The sequence below is a fragment of the Candidatus Palauibacter sp. genome, assembly GCF_965213655.1.
Classification (GTDB): Bacteria; Gemmatimonadota; Gemmatimonadetes; order Palauibacterales; family Palauibacteraceae; genus Palauibacter.
Genome location: NZ_CBDBZT010000003.1, coordinates 2,209,510 through 2,230,093 on the forward strand (window position 1 = coordinate 2,209,510; position 20,584 = coordinate 2,230,093).

Annotated in this window: 18 protein-coding genes and 13 tRNA genes; 13 read left to right on the forward strand and 18 right to left on the reverse strand. The window is 67.8% G+C overall.

Going from position 1 to position 20,584, the window contains the following annotated elements; all coding sequences use genetic code 11:
- Nucleotides 1-164: 164 nt before the first annotated feature.
- The gene (locus tag ACOOGH_RS11965; protein ID WP_420449128.1) at nucleotides 165-929 is read right to left on the reverse strand and encodes an SDR family NAD(P)-dependent oxidoreductase; all 765 of its coding nucleotides are present in this window, start codon (nucleotides 927-929) and stop codon (nucleotides 165-167) included.
- A 125-nt stretch (nucleotides 930-1,054) separates the two neighbouring features.
- Between ACOOGH_RS11965 and ACOOGH_RS11970 the strand changes: the two genes are divergently transcribed.
- Both ACOOGH_RS11970 and ACOOGH_RS11975 read left to right on the forward strand, forming a co-directional pair.
- Nucleotides 1,055-2,635: a M28 family peptidase gene (locus ACOOGH_RS11970; protein WP_420449129.1), complete on the forward strand. Its 1,581-nt coding sequence runs from the start codon at nucleotides 1,055-1,057 to the stop codon at nucleotides 2,633-2,635.
- A gap of 147 nt (nucleotides 2,636-2,782) precedes the next feature.
- Nucleotides 2,783-4,120, forward strand: coding sequence for a Fic family protein (locus tag ACOOGH_RS11975; RefSeq protein ID WP_420449130.1), 1,338 nt, complete (start codon nucleotides 2,783-2,785; stop codon nucleotides 4,118-4,120).
- A 22-nt stretch (nucleotides 4,121-4,142) separates the two neighbouring features.
- On the opposite strand, the gene ACOOGH_RS11980 is transcribed toward ACOOGH_RS11975, so the two are convergent.
- The 7 genes from ACOOGH_RS11980 to ACOOGH_RS12010 all read right to left on the reverse strand — a co-directional run bounded on the left by ACOOGH_RS11980 (nucleotide 4,143) and on the right by ACOOGH_RS12010 (nucleotide 7,560).
- A complete protein-coding gene (locus tag ACOOGH_RS11980; RefSeq protein WP_420449131.1) occupies nucleotides 4,143-4,613 on the reverse strand; it encodes a GNAT family N-acetyltransferase in 471 nt (156 codons plus the stop codon).
- A gap of 327 nt (nucleotides 4,614-4,940) precedes the next feature.
- A tRNA-Arg gene (locus ACOOGH_RS11985) sits at nucleotides 4,941-5,014 on the reverse strand.
- A 46-nt stretch (nucleotides 5,015-5,060) separates the two neighbouring features.
- A tRNA-Leu gene (locus tag ACOOGH_RS11990) sits at nucleotides 5,061-5,146 on the reverse strand.
- Between the two features lie 6 nt (nucleotides 5,147-5,152).
- Nucleotides 5,153-5,238: transfer RNA gene (locus tag ACOOGH_RS11995), tRNA-Leu, on the reverse strand.
- Nucleotides 5,239-5,310: 72 nt separating this feature from the next.
- Nucleotides 5,311-5,385 (reverse strand) — tRNA-Arg (locus ACOOGH_RS12000).
- 103 nt (nucleotides 5,386-5,488) lie between these two features.
- A complete protein-coding gene (locus tag ACOOGH_RS12005) occupies nucleotides 5,489-6,802 on the reverse strand; it encodes a serine hydrolase domain-containing protein (RefSeq protein WP_420449132.1) in 1,314 nt (437 codons plus the stop codon).
- A gap of 182 nt (nucleotides 6,803-6,984) precedes the next feature.
- Entirely contained in the window at nucleotides 6,985-7,560 is a 576-nt protein-coding gene (locus ACOOGH_RS12010) for a VanZ family protein (protein ID WP_420449133.1), read from the reverse strand.
- Between the two features lie 120 nt (nucleotides 7,561-7,680).
- Between ACOOGH_RS12010 and ACOOGH_RS12015 the strand changes: the two genes are divergently transcribed.
- Nucleotides 7,681-8,772 carry a hypothetical protein gene (locus ACOOGH_RS12015; protein WP_420449134.1) on the forward strand — a complete coding sequence of 364 codons (1,092 nt, stop codon included), beginning with the start codon at nucleotides 7,681-7,683 and terminating at the stop codon, nucleotides 8,770-8,772.
- A 23-nt stretch (nucleotides 8,773-8,795) separates the two neighbouring features.
- On the opposite strand, the gene ACOOGH_RS12020 is transcribed toward ACOOGH_RS12015, so the two are convergent.
- From ACOOGH_RS12020 to ggt, 10 genes are all read right to left on the reverse strand, one after another.
- Nucleotides 8,796-8,868: transfer RNA gene (locus ACOOGH_RS12020), tRNA-Lys, on the reverse strand.
- A 23-nt stretch (nucleotides 8,869-8,891) separates the two neighbouring features.
- Nucleotides 8,892-8,964 (reverse strand) — tRNA-Ala (locus ACOOGH_RS12025).
- A gap of 44 nt (nucleotides 8,965-9,008) precedes the next feature.
- Nucleotides 9,009-9,080, reverse strand: a tRNA-Glu gene (locus ACOOGH_RS12030).
- A 28-nt stretch (nucleotides 9,081-9,108) separates the two neighbouring features.
- A tRNA-Arg gene (locus ACOOGH_RS12035) sits at nucleotides 9,109-9,183 on the reverse strand.
- Between the two features lie 7 nt (nucleotides 9,184-9,190).
- Nucleotides 9,191-9,262 (reverse strand) — tRNA-Thr (locus ACOOGH_RS12040).
- Nucleotides 9,263-9,264: 2 nt separating this feature from the next.
- Nucleotides 9,265-9,337: transfer RNA gene (locus ACOOGH_RS12045), tRNA-Trp, on the reverse strand.
- Between the two features lie 42 nt (nucleotides 9,338-9,379).
- Nucleotides 9,380-9,452, reverse strand: a tRNA-Phe gene (locus ACOOGH_RS12050).
- 31 nt (nucleotides 9,453-9,483) lie between these two features.
- Nucleotides 9,484-9,556, reverse strand: a tRNA-Asn gene (locus ACOOGH_RS12055).
- Between the two features lie 75 nt (nucleotides 9,557-9,631).
- A tRNA-Met gene (locus ACOOGH_RS12060) sits at nucleotides 9,632-9,705 on the reverse strand.
- Between the two features lie 75 nt (nucleotides 9,706-9,780).
- Nucleotides 9,781-11,559, reverse strand: coding sequence for a gamma-glutamyltransferase (gene ggt / locus ACOOGH_RS12065; RefSeq protein ID WP_420449135.1), 1,779 nt, complete (start codon nucleotides 11,557-11,559; stop codon nucleotides 9,781-9,783).
- Between the two features lie 121 nt (nucleotides 11,560-11,680).
- On the opposite strand from ggt, the gene ACOOGH_RS12070 reads away from it, so the two are divergent.
- The 10 genes from ACOOGH_RS12070 to ACOOGH_RS12115 all read left to right on the forward strand — a co-directional run bounded on the left by ACOOGH_RS12070 (nucleotide 11,681) and on the right by ACOOGH_RS12115 (nucleotide 20,582).
- The gene (locus ACOOGH_RS12070; protein WP_420449136.1) at nucleotides 11,681-12,271 is read left to right on the forward strand and encodes a cob(I)yrinic acid a,c-diamide adenosyltransferase; all 591 of its coding nucleotides are present in this window, start codon (nucleotides 11,681-11,683) and stop codon (nucleotides 12,269-12,271) included.
- 10 nt (nucleotides 12,272-12,281) lie between these two features.
- Nucleotides 12,282-13,121, forward strand: a complete 840-nt coding sequence (locus ACOOGH_RS12075; protein ID WP_420449137.1) for an alpha/beta hydrolase family protein — start codon at nucleotides 12,282-12,284, stop codon at nucleotides 13,119-13,121.
- Between the two features lie 22 nt (nucleotides 13,122-13,143).
- On the forward strand, nucleotides 13,144-13,668 hold the full coding sequence (locus ACOOGH_RS12080) for a YybH family protein (protein ID WP_420449138.1): 525 nt from the start codon (nucleotides 13,144-13,146) through the stop codon (nucleotides 13,666-13,668).
- 5 nt (nucleotides 13,669-13,673) lie between these two features.
- Complete coding sequence (locus ACOOGH_RS12085) at nucleotides 13,674-14,909, forward strand: NAD(P)/FAD-dependent oxidoreductase (protein WP_420449139.1); 1,236 nt, start codon at nucleotides 13,674-13,676, stop codon at nucleotides 14,907-14,909.
- A 39-nt stretch (nucleotides 14,910-14,948) separates the two neighbouring features.
- Nucleotides 14,949-15,350, forward strand: a complete 402-nt coding sequence (locus ACOOGH_RS12090; RefSeq protein WP_420449140.1) for a metal-sulfur cluster assembly factor — start codon at nucleotides 14,949-14,951, stop codon at nucleotides 15,348-15,350.
- Between the two features lie 36 nt (nucleotides 15,351-15,386).
- Complete coding sequence (locus tag ACOOGH_RS12095) at nucleotides 15,387-15,908, forward strand: FxsA family protein (RefSeq protein ID WP_420449141.1); 522 nt, start codon at nucleotides 15,387-15,389, stop codon at nucleotides 15,906-15,908.
- Between the two features lie 40 nt (nucleotides 15,909-15,948).
- Nucleotides 15,949-16,773: an intradiol ring-cleavage dioxygenase gene (locus ACOOGH_RS12100; RefSeq protein ID WP_420449142.1), complete on the forward strand. Its 825-nt coding sequence runs from the start codon at nucleotides 15,949-15,951 to the stop codon at nucleotides 16,771-16,773.
- Between the two features lie 113 nt (nucleotides 16,774-16,886).
- Nucleotides 16,887-17,447: a hypothetical protein gene (locus ACOOGH_RS12105; protein ID WP_420449143.1), complete on the forward strand. Its 561-nt coding sequence runs from the start codon at nucleotides 16,887-16,889 to the stop codon at nucleotides 17,445-17,447.
- A gap of 26 nt (nucleotides 17,448-17,473) precedes the next feature.
- The gene (locus ACOOGH_RS12110; RefSeq protein WP_420449144.1) at nucleotides 17,474-19,159 is read left to right on the forward strand and encodes a multicopper oxidase family protein; all 1,686 of its coding nucleotides are present in this window, start codon (nucleotides 17,474-17,476) and stop codon (nucleotides 19,157-19,159) included.
- A 46-nt stretch (nucleotides 19,160-19,205) separates the two neighbouring features.
- The gene (locus ACOOGH_RS12115) at nucleotides 19,206-20,582 is read left to right on the forward strand and encodes an LVIVD repeat-containing protein (protein WP_420449145.1); all 1,377 of its coding nucleotides are present in this window, start codon (nucleotides 19,206-19,208) and stop codon (nucleotides 20,580-20,582) included.
- The last annotated feature ends 2 nt before the right edge of the window (nucleotides 20,583-20,584 follow it).

The window sequence follows — 20,584 nt, forward strand, 5'->3', positions numbered from 1 at the left end:
AGGCCTTCTCTCGCATGGGGCTCGGTCGGAGTCACGTAGCGCGGATCCCACCCTGCCACCCACCGTCGCTCACCCTCCGCACTGAACAACGGGAATGCCTCCGCAACCGGGAGGGCCATCGCAAAGCCGCCCGCCCTCTCGATGTGGACTCGCCGCTCCACCCGTCAGGCGCCCCAGATCGTTTGGCCGCCGTCGATGAACAGGGACGCGCCCGTCACGAGGCTCGCCTCGTCGTGCGACGCCAGGTATACGACGGCCCCCACCACGTCGTCCGGCGCACCGATCTTGCCGAGCGGGATGCGGGCGAGGCGCCCCTGGCGGAATTCGGCCTGAGCGATATCGGCGCGGTTCAGGTCCGTCTCGATCAGACCCGGCGCGATGGCGTTCACCCGGACGCCGTGGGGTGCAAGCTCGAGCGCCATCTGCTTCGTGAGCATCTCCACCCCCGCCTTCGACACGCAGTAGTGGGTGAGGTTCGGCGCGGCCACCGCCTGCCCGGCGGATGACACGTTGACGATCGCGCCCCCCGTCCCGGCCTCGACCATGCGGCGCCCCACCGCCTGCCCGACCAGGAAGTAGCCCTTCAGGTTCACGCTCTGAATGTCGTCCCACTCCTCTTCGTCGATCTCCAGGAAGGGCGTTCGCTTCAGGATCCCCGCGTTGTTCACCAGGATGTCGAGGCCACCCAGGAAGTCGCACGCCTCGGCGACGAAGCGCTCGACGTCGGACCGGCAGTCCGTGGAGCCCTGCACGGCGACCGCGCGGCGTCCGATCTCTTCGATCTCACGGACGGCGCTTTCGGCATCCTCACGACTGCGCCGGTAGTTGACCGCCACGTCCGCACCCTCGCGCGCCAATCCCAGGGCGATGCCCCGGCCGATGCTCCGAGAGCCGCCGGTGACCAGAGCACGCTTGCCTCTTAGACGCATGGAGAACTCAGGGTTCGAGGGCGAGTGGGGCGCCGAACCCACATAGTCCGGGCGCTCACGGGGATTCGCAACGCACTCGGTCCCATCTACCTTTACCTGATCCCAACCCTCCCGCGGAGAGATCCATGAGACCCCTGGCTCGATTCTCACTGGCGTGTTCGCTGGCACTTCTCTCCACACAACCGGCGGCCGCCCAGTCGTTTCCCTCCGATGACCCGGTCATCCGGGCGATCTGGGAGGAGGGGGTCGAGCGCTCGCAGGTCTACGCACTCGGCCAGGTGATGATGGACTCGATCGGGCCGCGCCTCACCGGCTCGCCCGCCATGGCCGGCGCGAACGACTGGGCGCTGGCGAAGTACGCGGAGTGGGGCATCGAGGCGTACAAGGAGCAGTACGGCACCTGGCGCGGGTGGGAGCGCGGGATCACTCACATCGATCTCGTCTCACCGCGAGTCAGGTCGCTGGAGGGCATGGCTGCCGCATGGAGTCCCGCCACGGATGGCCCCGTCGAAGCGGAGGTCGTGATTCTGGCGGACGGGGGCAGCCCCGAAGCATTCCAGGCGTGGCTGCCGGAGGTGCAAGACAAGTTCGTCCTCATCTCGCGACCGGAGGCGAGTTGCCGGCCGCGGGAGAACCTCGAGCAATTCTCTCGGCCCGAGACGCTGGCGCGCATGTCCGAGGAACGCGAGCGCGTGATCGCGGCGTGGCGCGAACGCGAGGAGAACACGGGGGTCGGCCGCCGCGCGCTGCCGGAAGCGCTGGACGCCGCCGGGGCCGCCGGAGTCATCCGTTCGCAGTGGTCGGAAGGCTGGGGGGTGAACAAGATCTTCGGCACCGGGAACGAGCGGGCCCCGTTGCTCGACCTGAGCTGCGAGGCGTACGGGCTCCTCTACCGGTTGGCCGAGAACGGCCAGGGACCGGTGCTTCGCGTCGACGCCCAGGCCCGCTTCCTCGGCGAAGTGCCCGTCTCCAACGCCTTCGCCGTGATCCCCGGCAGCGCCGACCCCGAGGAGTACGTGATCCTCGGAGGCCACTACGACTCCTGGGACGGCTCCGACGGCGCGCTCGACAACGGCACTGGCGCGGTCGCGATCATGGAAGCGATGCGCATCCTGAAGTATGCCGTCCCGAACCCCCGCCGCACGATCATCGGCGCCCTCTGGAACGGCGAGGAACAGGGCCTGAACGGCTCACGCGCCTTCGTCGAGGACCACCCCGAGATCCTCGAGCGCACCCACACCGTGTTCAACATCGATCACGGGAACGGACCGGTCACCTTCATCCCCATGCAGGGCTTCGCCGCGGCGGGCGGACGCTTCGGCGACTGGCTCGCGCAGATCCCGAGCGAACTCGCGGACCTCGTCACCCTCGAGATCCCCGGGATGCCCGAATCCGGCGGGACGGACCATGCATCCTTCCTGTGCGCCGGCGTCCCGGCGTTCAGCTTCCACGTGGGCGCCGGCCGCAGCGCCATGAACATCGCCGACAACCGCTGGGACACGAGCACCTACACCTGGCACACCAACCGGGACTCCTTCGACAAGATCATCTACGAGGACCTGCGCGACGACGCTCTGATGACCGCGCTGTTCGCCTACCTGGCCTCCGAGGACCCGGAGCCGATGCCCCGCGACCAGCGCGCCATGCCCGACGGTTCGCAGTGGCCCGACTGCCGCCCCCCGGCACGCAGTTCTGGCTCCCCCTGACCCTCCGCCCCACGCCACGACGACATACTAAATCTTGTTGAATTAGTACATCGTTAATAGGTTGCGTACTCCTTGGAGGGGGGTGGCACGAGACCCCGATACTAATTTGACACGAATTGGTACGTTGTTAGTACCTGGAGCGTAATCTTGGTCAAGATCCCCGTATCCGGGCCGACCCTCCGGGATCTGTTGCACGACCGGGATCTCGTGTCCGAGCTCCGACGCATTCTCACGTCGGGGGCCGGGCCCGAGGTGAACGGCCGCTACTATCATTGGGACAAGCTGCGGCATCTGGATCCCCCAGACGGTCTCACCACCCGCGAATGGTGGCTCGCGCTCAAGTTCGCCCGGGCCTCACTCGCCAAGCCGATCGCCCTCTTGGACAAGACCGGCGCACCGTTCACGTTTTCGATGACGGATACCGTGTTCCAAGCCATCCACCGGATCGACCGGGACGCGAGCGGAAAGATCGAGATCAGCGAGCAGGTCACGAGCCCAGCAACGCGAGACCGGTACATCATCAGTTCCCTGATGCTGGAGGCCATCACTTCCAGTCAGCTCGAGGGCGCGGTCACAACGATCGAGAGGGCCAAGGACTTGATCAGGACCGGCCGAAAGCCGTCCGATCAGAGTGAGCAGATGGTCCTCAACAACTACTTGGCAATGCGCAGCGTGCGGCAGTTCACGCACGAACGGCTGACGCCCGAGAGAATTCTCGAACTCCAGAAAATCGTTACCGCCGACACACTCGACGACCCGGACGCGGCCGGCCGGTTGCGGCGACGGGAGGACGATGTCGTTGTGAGCGACTTCGATGGCGAGATTCTCCACCGCCCGCCGGACGCCTCCGAGCTGGAGGAACGCCTCGATCGGATGTGCGCGTTCGCCAACGGGAAGGATGGGGACGCCTTCGTTCACCCGGTGGTTCGCGCCGTCCTTCTTCACTTCTGGGTCGGGTACGATCACCCGTTCGTCGATGGCAACGGTCGTACGGCCAGGGCACTCTTCTACTGGTCCATGCTGTCGCAGGGTTACTGGCTTTGCGAGTACATCTCGATTTCGACGCGTCTCCGCTCGCAACCGGCCAAATACGCTCGATCCTACCTGCATACCGAGACCGACGAGAACGACCTGACCTATTTCCTGCTCCACCAGCTAGGCATCATCCGACGGGCGATTGACGAACTGCATGTCCACCTCGACGGGAAGATGGAAGAGGTCCGGCGCGTCGAGGCCCTCCTGCGACAGGCGGTGGTTCTCAACCAGCGACAGCTTGCGCTCCTGAGCCACTCTCTGAAGCACCCCAACAGCCGCTACTCGATCCGGTCTCACCGGAACAGTCACAACGTGGTCTACCAGACCGCTCGCTCAGATCTGCTGGACCTTGCCGAGCGAGGGCTCCTGAACAGACGGAAGGTGGGCCGGACGTTCTACTTCTATCCGAAGCCGGACCTTGCTGACCGTCTGAAGCGCCTCGAGGCTTGATCCCCTTCGGATGGGCACCCCGTCAGCGGACGGGTCTCGCCTCCGCATCGAGGTTCAGGGACCAGTTGTTCCACTTGCGATCCGGCGAGGCGCCCAGGGATCGGTAGAATCCCTCGGCCGCGCGGTTCCCGTCCATGACGGTCCAGATCAGTTCGGCCGCACCAACGGATCTGGCGTGTGAAACCACGGCCGCCATCAGAGCCTTACCCGCTCCCGTGCTGCGTGCCGCCTCTTCAACAAACAGCTCCTTGAGCACGACCTTGGGCCGAAGCGTGTAGGTCCAGGGAATCGTATAGACGACAGCCATCCCGACGAGATCATCGTCCTGCTCGGCCACAAACGCCGTGAACAGACGCGCATCGCCGAATCCATGCTCGAGCACGCTCTCCCGTGTCACCGCGAAGTCGTCGATATACTCCTCGAACCGCGCGAGCCCCCGCATCAACTCCAGCAACCGATCCACATCTTCCCGTTCAGCTGGCCTGACACGCATAGGATGGACTCCCGTCGTCGAGGAACGTGTTGAAGTAAGTCGACCGCCCACAACTCGATCGCCCGGCAGATCCGCCTCAGCGAGCGGGCGAAGCCCCCGCGAGCACATTGACAATCCCACCCGGCACTTGAGCCAAGAAAGGAACGCCTGGGAGAATTTGGCCAGCGAAGGGGCGGCAGCCCCGAAGCGCGCGACATTCTCGCGGGCACCAGTCCTTCTGAAGAAAGAAATGCGCCCGGGAGAATTTGGCCAGCGAAGGGAGGCGAAGCCTCACGAGCGCACCGAGAATTCTGCCGGGCGCCGGTTGACTTCCGAAGGAAGGAAACATGCGCCCGGGAGAATTCGAATCCCCAACCTCCTGATCCGTAGTCAGGTGCTCTATCCAGTTGAGCTACGGGCGCTCGGTATGTCCTGCGTGCGGAATCGGGGAGACCCCGCGGTGCTGCATGCCCAGGAGAGGATTCGAACCTCCACGTCCGTAAAAGGACACTAGCCCCTCAAGCTAGCGCGTCTGCCAGTTCCGCCACCTGGGCCGGTGATGCTCGGGGGGGGAGTCGAACCCCCACGGGAGTTAAATCCCACAGGATCCTGAATCCTGCGCGTCTGCCAGTTCCGCCACCCGAGCCTGCGCCCCTGAACCCTCGGGTCCGGGGAGTCGCCCCCCACGAACCGGTGCTGCTGGCCCGGCCGGGACGAGTGCGCCCGACAGGATTCGAACCTGTGACCTCTTGCTCCGGAGGCAAGCGCTCTATCCAGGCTGAGCTACGGGCGCAGACACGAAACGCGCCGCCGGAAGAGGCGACGCGCCGTGGACGCAATCTAACCGGCCCGGCCCCCAACGTCCACCTGCCGTCGGGGGCCGACCGCGATGCGGTTCAGGGCGATCCGGACGAGGTGGCGGCCGCGTCGTCGATCGCGCCGATGACGAGGTCGAGCAGGCCGTCGATCGCGCCGCCGGGGATCCAGCGGGCCACCACGACGAGATCGTTCACCGGGTCGCAGTAGATCATGTTCGTGCCGTTCCCGAGGTGGGCCCAAGCCTCCTCGGGCGCGCTCGGATAGCGCTTCTCTCCCTCGTCGTCCGCGACGTTGAGCATGAAGTTCATGAAGCCGTAGGAGCCGTTGGCCGGGCCGGGTGTCGTCGCGAAATCGAACCACTCCTCCGAGAGGAGCTGCCTGTCCCCCCACTTCCCGCGCTGCAGCGTGAAGAGGCCGAAGCGCGCCTGGTCACGGGCGCTGATGAACATGCCGCCGCCCCAGTGGCCGCCGCCGCTCACCGACTGCACGCGGCGCCCGTCGATCGTGACCCACGAGTTCTCGTAGCCGTTCCAGCGCCAGGTCGGGGAGGCGCCGATCGGCCCCATCACCCGTTCGTGCAGAACCTCGGGCAGCGGACGTCGCAGGACGCTCATCGCGGCGAGCGCGAGGAGGTTCACACGCGTGTCGTTGTACTCGTACACGGTCCCCGACGGGTGGCGGTCGCGCGTCATCCAGGTGGAGGGGTCGCCGCTCGGACGGTCGGCCCAGTCCGGCTTGCCCCACAGGGTGCCCTCCCAGTCGGATGTCTGCCGCAGGAGGTCGTCCCACGTGATCGTGCGGTTGTGCTCGGACTCGAACAGAGTCGTCGGGTCGGGCTTCCCGAAGCCGATGCGGTCCACGCCGGGTTCCCCATCGCCCGAGGGCACGTCGATCGGGGCCATGTACTCGCGCACGGTGTCATCGAGCGAGCCGATGAGTCCGTCGTCCCAGGCGAGTCCCACCGACGTCGAGAGGAAGGACTTGGTCACGCTGTACGTCATGTCGACGCGCTTCGTGTCCCCCCACTCCGCAACGATGTAGCCGTGGCGCACGATCATCCCGGCCGGCCCGCCCCGCACGTTGAAGGGGCCGATCCCCTCCCCGAGCGGTTCGCGCCCGAAGCTCCGGCTGTGCTGGAACTCCCGGTCGCGGGCCTGGCTCGTCTCGTGCTCGAGCGCATACTCGATGGCCGCCTGGATACCCTCGGCGGTCATCCCCACCTGCTCCGGAGTGCGCGTCTCCCAACCGTTCCCGCGCGCGGGCAGGTACTGCGCGGCCACCGCCGCCGGAACCAGCATCGTCGCGCAAACCGCAAGAACTCCCGCCCACAGCGCACCATGGCGTGCGCGAATCATGCCCTGCATGAGAACCTCCCGATTCGGATCGATCACCGGAGGCATCGTAACGACTGACACCGCGCCGGTACACGGGCCCTGGACGCGGGCGGACTGTCGACTACCGCAGGGAAAAGCACCGACTACCGCGGGGAGACGCGATTGGCCGGACACCTGCGGACGCGCGAGACTAGTCGACACCTTTCGGGGCCCCGTTGGCCTTGGCCCACGCAGCTGGACTACGCCGAGGGGCGGCGCCCCCCGATCCAGCGCCGTACCCAGCGGATCGAGACGCTCGAACCGACGGCCAGCACGCTCGCCAGCAGGTCGAAGCCGATGTCGAACCAGTCGAACGTGCGGCTGGGCACAAGGAACTGGATGCACTCGTCCACCACGCCGACCAGCGTCGTCCCCGCGATGGCCAGCACGGCGGGGACGGGGACGCGCCTCCCCTGGCCTTTCCGTTCGACCAGGGCCTCATGCACGATGAGCGCCAGAACCGCGTACTCGATGAGGTGAGAACGCTCGGCCGCGCTGATCCCGCGGGCGAACCCGAGGACGGCGATGGCCGCGACTCCCAGCCCGAAGCCGACTTCCACGCCGCGCGAACGTCCCCTCAGCCCCTGGACCAGGATCATCGCCCCGATCAGGAGCATGCCGCCGCTGAACATGGAGGCGGTGTACTCGAGCAGGCCGCTCTCGCGCAGCGCGTCGGCAAGCGTCCGGGCCAGATCGGCCGTCGAATAGATCGCCACGACCACTGCCAGCGCCCAGATCCAAAGGCGCCGTTCCCGATCAGACGAGAAGTCCGGCACTCGATTCTCCATCGCGACGCGTGTTTAGGGACACCCCGTGAACCATCGCCCAACGAGTCCTATGATTAGGAAGTGACGACTTTCGTGTCGCCGAGACGCTGAACTGTGGGGGACGTTTCCATGAAGATAACCACGATTCGAGCAACCGTCGCCGTGGCCCTGGTCGCTGCGGTATCGATTCCTGTTGTCTTCGCTCAGGATGGTGGGGGGGTGCCGCGCACGTCCGACGGGCGGCCGGATTTGCAGGGGAACTGGACCAATGGGACGATCACCCCCATCGAGCGGCCCCAGGGGTTCGAGGCCGTGCTCACGCCCGAGCAGGTGGCCGAGATCGAGGGCGGCAGGCAGGAGTGCATCGAGGCCCACTCGCAGCTCAGCGATCCCGACCGCGGGGCGCCCTCAGCCGGCGGCGTCAGCCTCGGGTGCGACTTCGTGCTGGACGCGGCGGCCGGGGGCACCGGTGGCTACAACGTCTTCTACCTCGACCGCGGCGACCAGGTGGCGGTCGTGAACGGCGAGCCGCGCAGTTCCCTCCTCACGGTGCCCGCCGACGGCCGCATTCCCGCGCGCACGGCGGAGGCGCAGCAGCGGCTGGGCCAACTCATGGCCGCCCGCGGCCGGCATGGCGAGTACGACAACCCCGAGAACCGCCCGCTCTCCGAGCGCTGCATCGTCTCGTTCGGGTCCAACGCCGGCCCGCCGATGCTCCCCAACTACTTCTACAACAACAACTACACCATCGTGCAGACGCCGTCCCACGTCGTGATCATGACGGAGATGGTGCACGACACCCGCATCATCCCCATCGGCGTCTCCCCCGACGCCGGAGAGACCGACGAAACCGGCGCCCCGGCCGCATTCCCGGAGGCGATCCAGCCCTGGTTCGGCGATTCGCGCGGATGGTGGGAGGACGACACCCTCGTCATCGAGACGACGAAGCTCAATCCGGAGCAGCTCACGGCCTACCGCGAGTTCTTCGGCGCCTCGCCGAACATGAAGATCACGGAGCGGCTCACGCGCGCGGACGCGAACACGATCACCTACGAATTCCTGATCGACGATCCCGACACGTGGGAGAGCCCATGGGGCGGCGAGGTTCCGTTCGTGAAGATGGAAGACCTCCTCTACGAGTACGCCTGCCACGAGGCGAACTACGCCCTCGAGAACGTGCTGCGCGGGGCTCGGGCGCAGGAGCGTGAAGAGAACCGCTGAGGCGGGTACGTCGGTGGAGGGAATGCGCCGTCAGGGAGTCGAACCCCGAACCTACTGATTAAGAGTCAGTTGCTCTGCCAATTGAGCTAACGGCGCACACAGCCTCGAAGGCTGCGAAGTGGAGCCGAGGGGATTCGAACCCCTGACCTCTGCAATGCCATTGCAGCGCTCTCCCAGCTGAGCTACGGCCCCATGTTTCCGCGGACGGGCTGTCACCGTTCCCGCCCGGTCCTGCATACCCCCAAGGGGAATCGAACCCCTATCTCCACCTTGAAAGAGTGGTGTCCTAGCCGTTGGACGATGGGGGCTCGTGCCGCTGTCGTCCCCTGTCTGCCACGCGCCCGCCAGGACTCGAACCTGGGACCCCCGGCTTAGAAGGCCGGTGCTCTGATCCAACTGAGCTACGGGCGCCCGTAAGAGCTCGCGGCGGGATTTGAACCCGCGACCTCATCCTTACCAAGGATGCGCTCTACCCCTGAGCTACGCGAGCGACAGGGGCGGAGGGACTCGAACCCCCAACCGCCGGTTTTGGAGACCGGTGCTCTACCAATTGAGCTACGCCCCTCTGCCGCTTCCCGCGAACCGGCCGATGGCGGCCCGTGGCAAATGGCTGGGGGCGGAGTCGAACCGCCGACACCGGCGTTTTCAGCGCCGTGCTCTACCGCCTGAGCTACCCAGCCTTGCAGCCCCTGGCAAAAGCCCTGGTGCTGACTCCGGGGGTGGGATTCGAACCCACGACCTAGTGGTTAACAGCCACCCGCTCTGGCCACTGAGCTACCCCGGACCGTACCCCTCTCCAGCGGAAAGGGTCGAAGAGCAAAACGCCTCGCCCCGCAGCTTTGCGAGGCGAGGCGAGCAATAGCGGGGGCAGGATTCGAACCTGCGACCTTCGGGTTATGAGCCCGACGAGCTACCAGACTGCTCCACCCCGCAGCGCGACCCGCAGGATACAAAGGGACGGGAAAAGTGTCAACCTTGAAACCGGCCTCCGGGAGCATGTCGGGGAGGCTATACGGTAGCCGATCCTCCGCCCCATCCGCGCGGGTCCGGCCCTCCCGTCAATCGGCCGGTATCCGGGTCGATCCCGACCGCGTGGAGTTGCGCGACGAACGCGTCGTTGGCGACGTCGAGACCCCGCCCTTCGAGTTCGTCCTTGAGGTGGTGATAGAGCTGCGGCTCCATCTCCAGGAGGTGATCCTCCCAGTGCCAGCGCGGGACGGAGACGGCCTCGAGGGCCGACATGCCGAAGTCGACCGTATTGCTGATCGTGTGCTGGACGGCGCCCAGGATGCGCGTGCCGCCCGCCGCTCCCGTGACCAGGATCGGCTGGCCCTCGCGGAGCACGATCGCGGGCGAGATCCCCGTGATGCGCGCCTTGCCGGGTTCGATGCTGTTCGGCCGTCCTGCGACAGGATTGAACTGGAACATGCAGTTGTTCCACGTGAAGCCGAGCCCCTCGGTGACGACCCCCGAGGCGGACCCGAGCGTGTGCGTAAGCGCCACGCAGTTCCCCTCTCGGTCAGCCGTTGAGAGATGCGTCGTGTCCGGGCCCTCCGGCGGCTCTTCCACCACGTCGGGCGGGAGCTCGCGGCGGTCGATGAACCCTCGCAGTTCGGCGGCGCGGTCCTTCGACACGAGGAGGTCCGTCGGGTCGTCGATGAACTTCGGATCGCCGTGGTACCGGCGCCGGTCGATGAAGGAGAGGATCTGGGCGCGGCCGAGGAGTTCGACGTGGTCGGCCTGCCCGTGTTCGAGCGAGGGAACATCGTATCCCTCGAGAAGGTTCAGGATCTCGATGACCTGGGCGCCGCTCCCCGGCAGGGCGTTCGAGAACACCTCGTGCCCGCGGTACGTGCCGTGCACCGGGTCGTAGACATCGGGCGTGTACGCCTCGAGGTCGGCCATCGTGATGAGCCCGCCGTTGGCCTCGAAATCCGCCGCGATCCGCTCGGCGATCTCGCCCCGGTAGACGACGTCGGCGCCGCCCTCGGCGATAAGCTCGAGCGTGCGGCCGTAGTCGGGCTGCACGAGTCGTTCACCGGCCCGCCACGGGACCCCGTTGTTGAGGAAGATGCGGGCGGAGGCGTCGGTTGTCCGGACCTTGGTGAAGAACGGCACCACGCCCGAGGACGACTCGGTCCGAGTCGTGAAGCCGCGCGCCAGGGCGCCGGGGATCTCGAACCCGTCGTACGCGAGCCGGATCGCCGGCTCCACGAGTTCGGCCCACGGCCGGGTCCCGAACCGACTCCATGCCTCCCACAGGCCGGCGATCGTGCCGGGCGTGACGACCGCCTTGTAGCCGATCTGGTTGATGTCGCCGCGCACCTTCCAGCGGTCCGCGTGTCCGTAGATCCGCCCCTCGAGGGCGCTGCGGTAGATGTCGGGCGTGGCCCGGCTCCCCGCGCGCCCGTGGAAATCGATGGACGTGGCGCGTCGGGTGCTCGCGTCGTACACGACCATGCAGCCGAATCCGCCCACGCCCGCGGAGAACGGCGTCGTGATGAACTGTGCGAACGCCGTCGCGATGGCCGCGTCGATCGCGTTCCCGCCGCGCCTGAGGGCCCCGACCCCGGCCTCCACCGCAATCGGTCCGCGCGCGACGACGATCCCGCCGCCCGCGTCCCCGTCCCCCGCCTCCGAGGCTCCCGCGGCAGTCCCCTCACCACTCGGACCGCACGCGCCGAGCGAGCCCGAGGCGACGGCGCCCATCCCGGCCGCCGCCGTCGCGATGAAGGCTCTTCGTGACTGAACATCCGCAGGTCGGAGGTCGGTTCCTTCAGTCTTCACGTCACGACTCCTTGATGGCGGCGTCCGGTGGCGGCGTTTTGCCGCGGGCTGTTAAGGTTCGCCCCTCAGCCTGGCGCACAACGCGCGGCACGCGGCCACACCGATTACGGTCGAATCTCGATTGAAGATATACACGAAGGGCGGGGACGGAGGGGAGACCACACTCCTCGGCGGCGCGCGTGTTCCGAAGGACGACGTGCGGGTCGCGGCGTACGGCACCGTCGATGAACTCAACGCCGTCATCGGGACGGCGCTCGCCCTCGACCCGGAGGGCGCGACGCTCGGTGAGTCCAGGGCGGAGCTCGGGGCGGTCCAGGAGGACCTGTTCACGATCGGCGCCCGCCTCGCCGCCTCCAATCCCGACCGTTTGCTGCGGAAGGGCACGATTCCGGCGCTCTCCGCCGACCGGATTCAGGCGCTCGAAGCGTGGATCGACGCGCTGGACGCCGAGCTTCCAGTGCTCGATGCCTTCGTCATGCCCGGCGGATCGACCCTCGCCGCGCAGTTGCACGTCGCGCGCACCGTCTGTCGGCGGGCCGAGCGGGGCGTCACCGCTCTCCTCGAGGAGCAGCCGGACCTCGCCGACATCGTCGTCCCCTACATCAACCGTCTCTCCGACCTGCTGTTCACCCTCGCCCGGGCCGCGAACCGGCGGGCGGGCCGCGAGGACACCCTCTGGCTGCCGCAGAGGCAGCGGGACGACGGGGTCTGACGGAGGCGGCATGGAGAACCTGACGCGTACCCCGTTTCGACTCACGCCGCCGGGCGCGGACATCCGCGGCGACTACTGGGCGAGCGCTTCTCCCACCGGCGACGCGGCGCTCGTCGTCTGCCACGGCTTCAAGGGGTTCAAGGACTGGGGATTCTTCCCCTGGCTCTGCGAACAACTCGCGGAGCGGACCGGGATCCCTGTCGTTTCGTTCAACTTCGACGGCTCCGGTGTACGCGACTCGGATTTCGACGACCTGAGGGCCTTCAGCCGCAACACCTTCTCCCGCGAACTGTGGGACCTCGAGGCCATCCTCGATGGACTCGCGGCGGGCCGACTCGAAGACCTCGATGTCGCACCCGTCACGCGCTTCGGTCTCCTCGGCCACAGCCGGGGCGGCGCCACCTGCATCCTCAAGGCAGGCCTCCGGTCCCAGGTCCGGGGGCTCGTCACGTGGGCCTCGATCTCCTCCGTCACGCGCTACGAGAGCTTCGCCGAGCAGTGGGACGCAGGGGAAACCGTCATCATCCCCAACGCGCGCACGAAGCAGGACATGCCGCTGGAGCGGAACGTGCTCGACGACATGCGGGCCAACCGGGAGCGCCTCGACGTGCTCGCCAGCGCCGCGAGCCTGCGGATTCCGGTCGCCGTGGTGCACGGGACGGCCGACGAATCGGTACCCTTCAGCGACGCGTGGCGGATCGCCGACGCGGTGGGAGACCTCGCGCGGCTCGTCGGGGTAGAGGGGGCGACGCACACATTCCAGGCGGGACACCCGTTCCAGGGGACGACGCCGGAACTCGAAGAGGCGATCGACGCCTCGGTCGAATTGTTCACGCGCGCGCTCGGTTAAGAGAGGCCAGGGGATGGGACGAATGATCCGAAACCGACCGGCCGGGAGGCGAGGCTCGGGGCTCGGGGCGGCGATGGCGGTGGCCCTGGCCGCCGGACTCGCGACGGGTGGATGCCGTTTCGAACGGCTGGACGCCAACGGCGCACCGGTGCCGGACGAGGGGCCCGATCTGGCCGAGCAGGTCGCCTCCCTGCTCGACCGGCAGGCGTCGTCGTGGAACGCGGGCGATCTCGAGGGCTTCATGAGCGCCTACTCCCCATCTTCGACGACCACTTATATCGGATCGACGGGACTCATCGAAGGCTACGACGGGATCCGCGAGCGCTATGCACCGGGGTTCGCGGAGGGTGCGGAGCGGGACAGTCTCCGTTTCGAGGCGCTGCGGGTGCGGGAAGTGGATGAGCGGGTCGGGGTCGCGACGGCGCGCTACGTCCTCGAGCGCGAGGGGGCGGTCACATCGACGGGGCCGTTCACGCTCGTTCTGCTGAACGTGGAGGGGGGCTGGCTCATCGTCCACGACCAGTCGGCCGAAGACGGCGGGGGCTGACCGCCATGCGAAGCTTCGACTACGTCATCGTGGGGGGCGGGCTGGCGGCGGTCTCGGCGGTGGACGGCATCCGGGAGATCGACGGCGAGGGCTCGATCGGCATGTTCGCGGACGAAGCGGATCCTCCCTATCACCGGCCTCCCCTGTCGAAGGAGTTTCTGCAGGCGGAGGGCGCGCCGCGCGACCTGCTGCACGTGAAGCCCGCCCGCTGGTTCGAGGACCAGGCGGACGGCCTCACGTTGTTCACGGACGCGCCTGTGAAGCGTCTGGACGCGCGCGCCATGACCGTCCACACGGGCGCCGGCGACGCGGTCGGTGGCCGCCGCATTCTGATCGCGACGGGCGGGCGGGCGAGGCGGCTCGAGGTGCCGGGCAGCCACCTCGCGGGCGTGACGACGCTCCGCACCGCCGCCGACTCGGAGCAGCTGCGGGAGATGGCCCGCGGGGCGTCGCGCGTCGCGCTCGTCGGCGCCGGCTTCATCGGGATGGAGTTGGCCTCGTCACTGTCGAAGTTCGATATCGACGCCGTCGTCATCGAGGCCGAGCCGCGCGTGTGGGCGCGCGTCTTCCCGGAGACGATCGCAAGCTTCCTCCGCCGCTACTTCGAGGAGCGCGGCGTGCGCTTCATGATGGGGTCCGGCGTGACGGCCTTCGAGGGCGAGGGACGCCTCGCGAGGGTCGCGCTCGACAGCGGCGAGGAAGTCCCCGCCGACCTCGCGATCGTGGGGGTGGGGATGGCGCCCAACGATGAGATCGGCGCCGAAGCCGGCCTCGCGGTCCAGGACGGCATCGTCGTGGATGGGTTCGCGGAGACGACGGCCGCCCACATCTACGCCGCGGGCGACGTGGCGCGCTTCCCGGATCCGATGGGGGGCGGACTATCGCGCCTCGAGCACTGGGACCACGCCCGCGCCCACGGGCGCCACGCGGGCCGCAACATGGCCGGCGCGAGGGAGTCGTTCGACCACCTCTCCTACTTCTTCACGCACGTGTTCGACCTCAGCATCAACGTGTTCGGGGAGACGGCGGACGTCGACCGTACGATCGTCTCGGGCGAACTGGGATCCGGCCGCTCGATCGTCTACTGCGTGACGGACAACCGCCTCAGCGGCACCATCCTCATCAACGCCACCACGGCGCTGGAGGATTGCCGAGCGCTGGTGCGCGCGCGCCCCACGGTCGAGGATCTATTGAAGGAGTTCGAGAAGCCGGGCGTGCGCCCCGGCGAGTTGGTCGGATAGAAGACTTGTGACGGACACGGTCGAAAGGTGACGGATACAATGGAATCGAAGGATACGAGGGATCCGATGGACGGCATGGGCTCGGCGGATGACGCGCCGCCAGCGGACGAGACCCCGTCGGCCGACCAGGCGTCCGGGGAGACGCCCGAGATCGAGGAGAAGGTGCGGACCGCGCTCCGCAGCGTGACCGACCCCGAACTCGGCATCAACATCGTGGATCTCGGGCTTGTCTACGACGTCGAGGTCGAGGAGGGCGAGGCGAAGGTCACGATGACGCTGACGAGTCCCGGCTGCCCGGCGGGCGGCCAGATTCTCGGCGGCGCCAAGGACGCGGCGGAGACGGTGGACGGCGTGGACGAGGCGGTCGTGAGTCTGGTGTGGAAGCCGTTCTGGACGCCCGAGCGGATCGACCCGGCGGTGCGGGCGATGATGGGCTTCTGACGGTGTCCGGACTCTGATGGTCTCCCGGTTCTGACGATGCTTCTTCGGCTGTTTCTGCTGTTCACGATCGTCCCCGTCGTGGAACTCGCGCTTCTCATTCGTATCGGCGGCCTGCTGGGACTCGGCCCCACGCTGCTCCTCGTCGTCGGGACGGGCGCGGCGGGTGCGTGGCTCGCCCGGCGCGAAGGGCTGCGGGCCTGGCTCGCCGTCCGAGACGAACTTCAGGGGGGCGGGCTTCCGGGCGAGTCGCTTGTCCACGCCCTGCTGATTCTCGCCGCGGGGGTCGTCCTCATCACGCCCGGCGTCCTCACCGACATCGCCGGCATCCTGCTCCTGATCCCGCCTGTGAGGCGCCGCCTGCTGGCCCGCGTCCGGGGCTGGCTTGGCAGGCAGGTCGAGGGCGGCGCGATCCGCGTCGTGGGCGGCCCCGGCGTCCGCTTCACCGGCATACACGGTGACTTCGGGACGCGACCGGGCGCGCGCCGGCCGACACGCACCGGCCAACAGCCGTCCGGACGGGAGATCGTCATCGAGGAGGAAGAGCCGAAGACCGACTGACGTCCCGGAGTCGATCCCCGAGACACAGCGGAGGTACAGCATGAAGCATGACGACATTGAACTGGGGCGGGTACTTACACGGCGGGAAGCTCTCGCGGCCCTCGGAGTGGGTGGTGGGGCGCTGGCCGCCGGTCGGTGGGTTCTTGGGCCGGGTCCGGAGGAGGCTCTGGCCGCCGAGACGGCCGGCATCGCCCGTGCGCTGCCGGCCTGCGTGGCGAAGCCCGAACAGACCGAAGGGCCCTTCTTCGTCGACGCGGGGCTCGAACGGTCGGACATCCGATCCGATCCGTCGACCGGAGTGGTGAGCGAGGGGATCCCGCTGACACTCAGGTTCAACCTCTCCCAGATCTCGCAGGGCAACTGCTCGGCGCTCCCCGGCGCGCTGGTCGACGTGTGGCAGTGCGACGCCGACGGCGTGTACTCGGGGGTCGACGACGACGGAGCCCCCGCGTCGGCAAAGGCAAGGCAGTTCCTGCGGGGTTACCAGCACACGAGCGACGACGGGGTGGCCCGGTTCACGACGATCTATCCGGGCTGGTACCGCGCACGGGCCGTCCACGTCCACTTCAAGGTGCGCACCGAGGTCGCCGGACAGCCGTACGAGTTCACCTCGCAGCTCTACTTCGACGAGGCGCTCACCGACAGGGTGCACGCACAGACGCCGTACGCGGCGCGGGGGCAGCGCACGAGGATGAACGCCGACGACCGCATCTTCCGTGACGGTGGCGAGAGCCTCATGGCTCAGGTGAGCGAGGCCGAGGACGGATACGCCGCCACCTTCGAACTGGGCCTCGATCTCTCCGATGCAGATACCGGCCGACCCGACGGTGGAGCCGGGCGACGCGGGGGGCCTCGGCGGACGTAACGGGCTGAAGGACATTGGTCCGGAACGCGCGCCGCCGCGCCGGCGCCGGCAACCCGGGCAGCAGGCGCTTGCAACGCGGGGCGCCGGGGTCAACCTTTTGGGGCATGAACAGCATGAAGCGCACCGCGAGCGCATTCGGAGCGGCCGCCGGCTTCGCGGTCGCCCTCAGCGTCTTCGTCGCGGGTGAGGCGCGCGGCGCCGGTTCGACCGACCTCCCTCGGCTGGCGACGCCGGGGGCGGGCGCCTGTCTCCTCACGCCCGAAGTGGTCCGCCTGTCGGGCACGCAGAGCGCGCCCGGGAGCCGAGGGTCGATGACCCTCACGCAACCCGGCTCGCCGTTCGAGATCACCGTTGACGACGGCGGTTTCCAGACCTTCGACATCGAGATCCAGGTGGATCAGATGCGCAGGCGGCGGGGCGCGATCTACGTGGTGTGGGCCGCGAAGCCCGAACTCGACGAGTGGATGCAACTCGGCACGCTTTCCGAGGAGAACCGGCTCGAGGCGCGCGTCGCCTGGAACCAGTTCCTCGTGTTCGTGAGCGAGGAGGCCTCGGCGGACGTCGAACGCTGGCAGGGGCCGATCATGCTCACCGGCCTCTCCCCCTCCGGCCGGCTGCACACGATGGCCGGCCACGGCCCGTTCGAGGGCATGAACTGCCAACTCTACTTCTGAGCCTGCGCAGGCGGCGGTCGGAGACAGTGCAGGCTGCTCTGGCGGCCGTCTCCGTGCTGGGGATGCTGGGCGGCGCACCGGCATCGGGGCAGCAGCACGCGGGCCACATGATGGCGACGGACAGCATGGGGGCCGTGTGGCGCATGCCGCCGCAGCCGATCCCGATGCCCATGATGCTGCCGGGCCTGATGGGCACCGTCCCCGGAGTGACCCCGTTCCTGCCCGACCCGGGCCACGACCCGTCGATGCTCCCGGAGGCGGTCTTCCGCGAGGTCGTGGAGATGGCCGACGGCGACACGCTCCGCCTCGAGGCCGGGTTCGTCAGGCGCACGATCGGGATGCGCACCTTCACGATGTACGGCTTCAACGGACAGTATCCGGGGCCCCTCATCCGCGTCCCCCAGGGCGCGGAGATCGTCGTCCTCTTTACCAACAGCATCGACCTTCCGACGGCCGTCCACTGGCACGGCGTGAGGCTTGAAAACGAGTTCGACGGCGTCCCCGGCGTCACCCAGGACCCGGTCGAGCCGGGCGAGTCGTTCATGTACCGGGTCCATTTCCGGGACGCCGGCCTCTACTGGTACCACCCGCACCACCGAGAGGACATCCAGCAGGACCTGGGGCTGTACGGGAACATGCTCGTCGACGCGCCCGCGGCGGATTACTACGGCCCCGCGAACGGCGAGGACTTCCTCATGCTCGACGACCTGCTCGTCGACGAAGGGGGACTCTTCCCGTGGGGACGAGAAGCCGCCGTGCAGACGCTCATGGGCCGCTTCGGGAACCAGTTGCTCGTGAACGGCGAGCCGCGCTGGGAGGCGACGATCCGCCGCGGCGAGGTCCGCCGGCTCTATCTCACGAACGTCGCGAACACGCGCACCTTCAACCTCGTCCTGGAGGGCGCGGAGATGAAGCTGGTGGGCGCGGACGTGAGCAAGTTCGAGCGCGAGACCGTCGTCTCCAACGTCGTCCTTGCCCCGGCCCAGCGCTACATCGTCGACGCCCGCTTCGAGGAACCGGGCACGTACGCACTCCTCAACCCGATCCAGGCCATCGACCACTTCAACGGCCGCTTCTATCCGCAGACCGACACGCTCGGGGTCGTCACCGTCCTCGACGAACCGGTGGCGGAAGACCACGGCGCTGCGTTCGCCACCCTGCGCGAGCACGCGGACGTCATCGACGACATCGACCGCTATCGCGCCGAGTTCGGGCGGCCGGTGGACCACGAACTCGAACTCACGGTCCGGGTGGGCGATCTCCACAGCGACATCGTCGCGGTGATGGCGATCGACACCCTCTACTTCCCGCCGGTCGAGTGGACCGACGCGATGCCGATGATGAACTTCCTCGCGACCTCGGAGAACCTGACCTGGATCCTGCGCGACACGCAGTCGGGGAAGGAGAACCGGGACATCGACTGGCGGTTCACGGTGGGGGACGTCCGGAAGATCCGGATCCACAACCAGCGGCGTTCGTTCCACCCCATGCAGCACCCCATCCACATCCACGGCCAGCGTTTCCTCGTGCTCTCGAAGGATGGGGTTCCGTCGGACAATCTCGCGTGGAAGGACACGGTCGTGATCCCGGTCGGATCGACGTTCGACATCCTGCTCGAGGCCTCCAACTCTGGCCGATGGATGGCGCACTGCCATATTGCGGAGCACTTGGAGGCCGGCATGTCCATGGTGTTCACGGTGGACCCCGGCTAGCCGCGGAGCAGGAACCCCGGCGCCCCGATCGAAAACGGAGGAAAGAATGAAGTTCAGCAACCGGACGATGTGTGCGGCGGCGGCCGTGACCGTGCTCGGAGTCGTCTTCGCCGCCCCGGCGGCGGTCGACGCGCAGGCGATCGATGTCGTGGAGCGCGGCAGCCGGAACATGGAAGTGCTCGGACACGTCCCGCTCGGCCCGCGGCTCAGCATCGCGGACATGGACATCGAGCAGGAGATGCACCGGCCCTACGCCTACGTGGGGCGCATGCAGTACGGGCCGGTCGGCCCCAAGGGGCTCGACATCGTCTCGATCGCCGACCCCTTGAATCCCGAGGTCATCTACGAGTGGCGGATCGAGGACCAGGACCTCCACCTGCGCACCGGCGGCATGGACGTGAAGCACTTCAAGTGGGGGGACCGCTACTACGTCGTGCAGTCGCTCCAGTTCGGGCAGGGCGGCCCGGATTCCGACATGGGGGCGGTCGTCCTCGACGTGACCGGACTGCCGGACGCCTCGACGGTGCGTGAGGTGGCCCGCATCAAGGAGCCCGATCTCCCGGGCGGGTTCCACAACATCTTCATCTACAAGCACTCGAACATGAACGTGTATCTCGTGGCCACGGTCTCCGGCCCGTACGCGGCGGTGTACGACCTCGGCGCGCTCGTTGACGGGCGCGGCGACGCGATGGTGGCGCAGATCCCCGTCCCGGATCAGGGGATGGCGGGGAACCGGCGGCGGGGATACCACGATTTCTATCTCGGCTATCACCCGGAAACGGGGACGGACCGCTTCTACGGCGGCGGCACCGGCGGCTACTACATCTACGACGTGACGGATCTCGACAACCCGGAGCTTCTCACGCAGATCGTCGGGGTGTCCGGGATTCGGAGCGGCCACACCTTCACGCCCACGCCGGACGGCAACTTCGCGATCGCCGAGACGGAATATCAGTACGCGCCGCTCAGGATCTTCGACCTCAGGCCGGGGCTGAACGGCGAGGTGGCGGCCATCAACCGTCCGATCGCCGCGTGGACGGCGAACTGGAAAAACCTCGTCCACAACCACGAAGTGCGGTGGCCGCTCGTGTTCGTGTCCGGCTACCTGGACGGGCTCGTCGTATTCAACATGATGGACCCGGAAAACCCGATGACGGTGGGCCACTACGACACCTATCTCGGGCCGCCGAACCCCGACCGGACCCCCGTCTTTAACGGGACGTTCGGGGTCGACATCCGGAACGAGGACGGCCTCATCGTCGTGAGCGACATGACGACCGGTCTGTGGACCTTCAAGATGGAGGGCTTCCAGGGCTGGAACGGCGACCACTGGGGCGTGCCGAACATCTCGAGCGCCCAGGACTGGGACAATGGTCCCGCCGGCGCGGCCGGGCGCATTGCGACGGATCAGCAGGGCGACTGACG

Excerpts from the sequence above, each read along its gene's own strand:
- ACOOGH_RS11970 (WP_420449129.1), top strand. The coding sequence starts at position 1,055 with ATGAGACCCCTGGCTCGATTCTCACTGGCGTGTTCGCTGGCACTTCTC.
- ACOOGH_RS12075 (WP_420449137.1), top strand. The coding sequence starts at position 12,282 with ATGGAGAACCTGACGCGTACCCCGTTTCGACTCACGCCGCCGGGCGCG.
- ACOOGH_RS12115 (WP_420449145.1), top strand. The coding sequence starts at position 19,206 with ATGAAGTTCAGCAACCGGACGATGTGTGCGGCGGCGGCCGTGACCGTG.
- ACOOGH_RS12080 (WP_420449138.1), top strand. The coding sequence starts at position 13,144 with ATGATCCGAAACCGACCGGCCGGGAGGCGAGGCTCGGGGCTCGGGGCG.
- ACOOGH_RS11965 (WP_420449128.1), bottom strand. The coding sequence starts at position 929 with ATGCGTCTAAGAGGCAAGCGTGCTCTGGTCACCGGCGGCTCTCGGAGC.
- ACOOGH_RS11980 (WP_420449131.1), bottom strand. The coding sequence starts at position 4,613 with ATGCGTGTCAGGCCAGCTGAACGGGAAGATGTGGATCGGTTGCTGGAG.
- ACOOGH_RS12095 (WP_420449141.1), top strand. The coding sequence starts at position 15,387 with ATGCTTCTTCGGCTGTTTCTGCTGTTCACGATCGTCCCCGTCGTGGAA.
- ACOOGH_RS12085 (WP_420449139.1), top strand. The coding sequence starts at position 13,674 with ATGCGAAGCTTCGACTACGTCATCGTGGGGGGCGGGCTGGCGGCGGTC.
- ACOOGH_RS12090 (WP_420449140.1), top strand. The coding sequence starts at position 14,949 with ATGGAATCGAAGGATACGAGGGATCCGATGGACGGCATGGGCTCGGCG.
- ACOOGH_RS12100 (WP_420449142.1), top strand. The coding sequence starts at position 15,949 with ATGAAGCATGACGACATTGAACTGGGGCGGGTACTTACACGGCGGGAA.
- ACOOGH_RS12105 (WP_420449143.1), top strand. The coding sequence starts at position 16,887 with ATGAAGCGCACCGCGAGCGCATTCGGAGCGGCCGCCGGCTTCGCGGTC.
- ACOOGH_RS12015 (WP_420449134.1), top strand. The coding sequence starts at position 7,681 with ATGAAGATAACCACGATTCGAGCAACCGTCGCCGTGGCCCTGGTCGCT.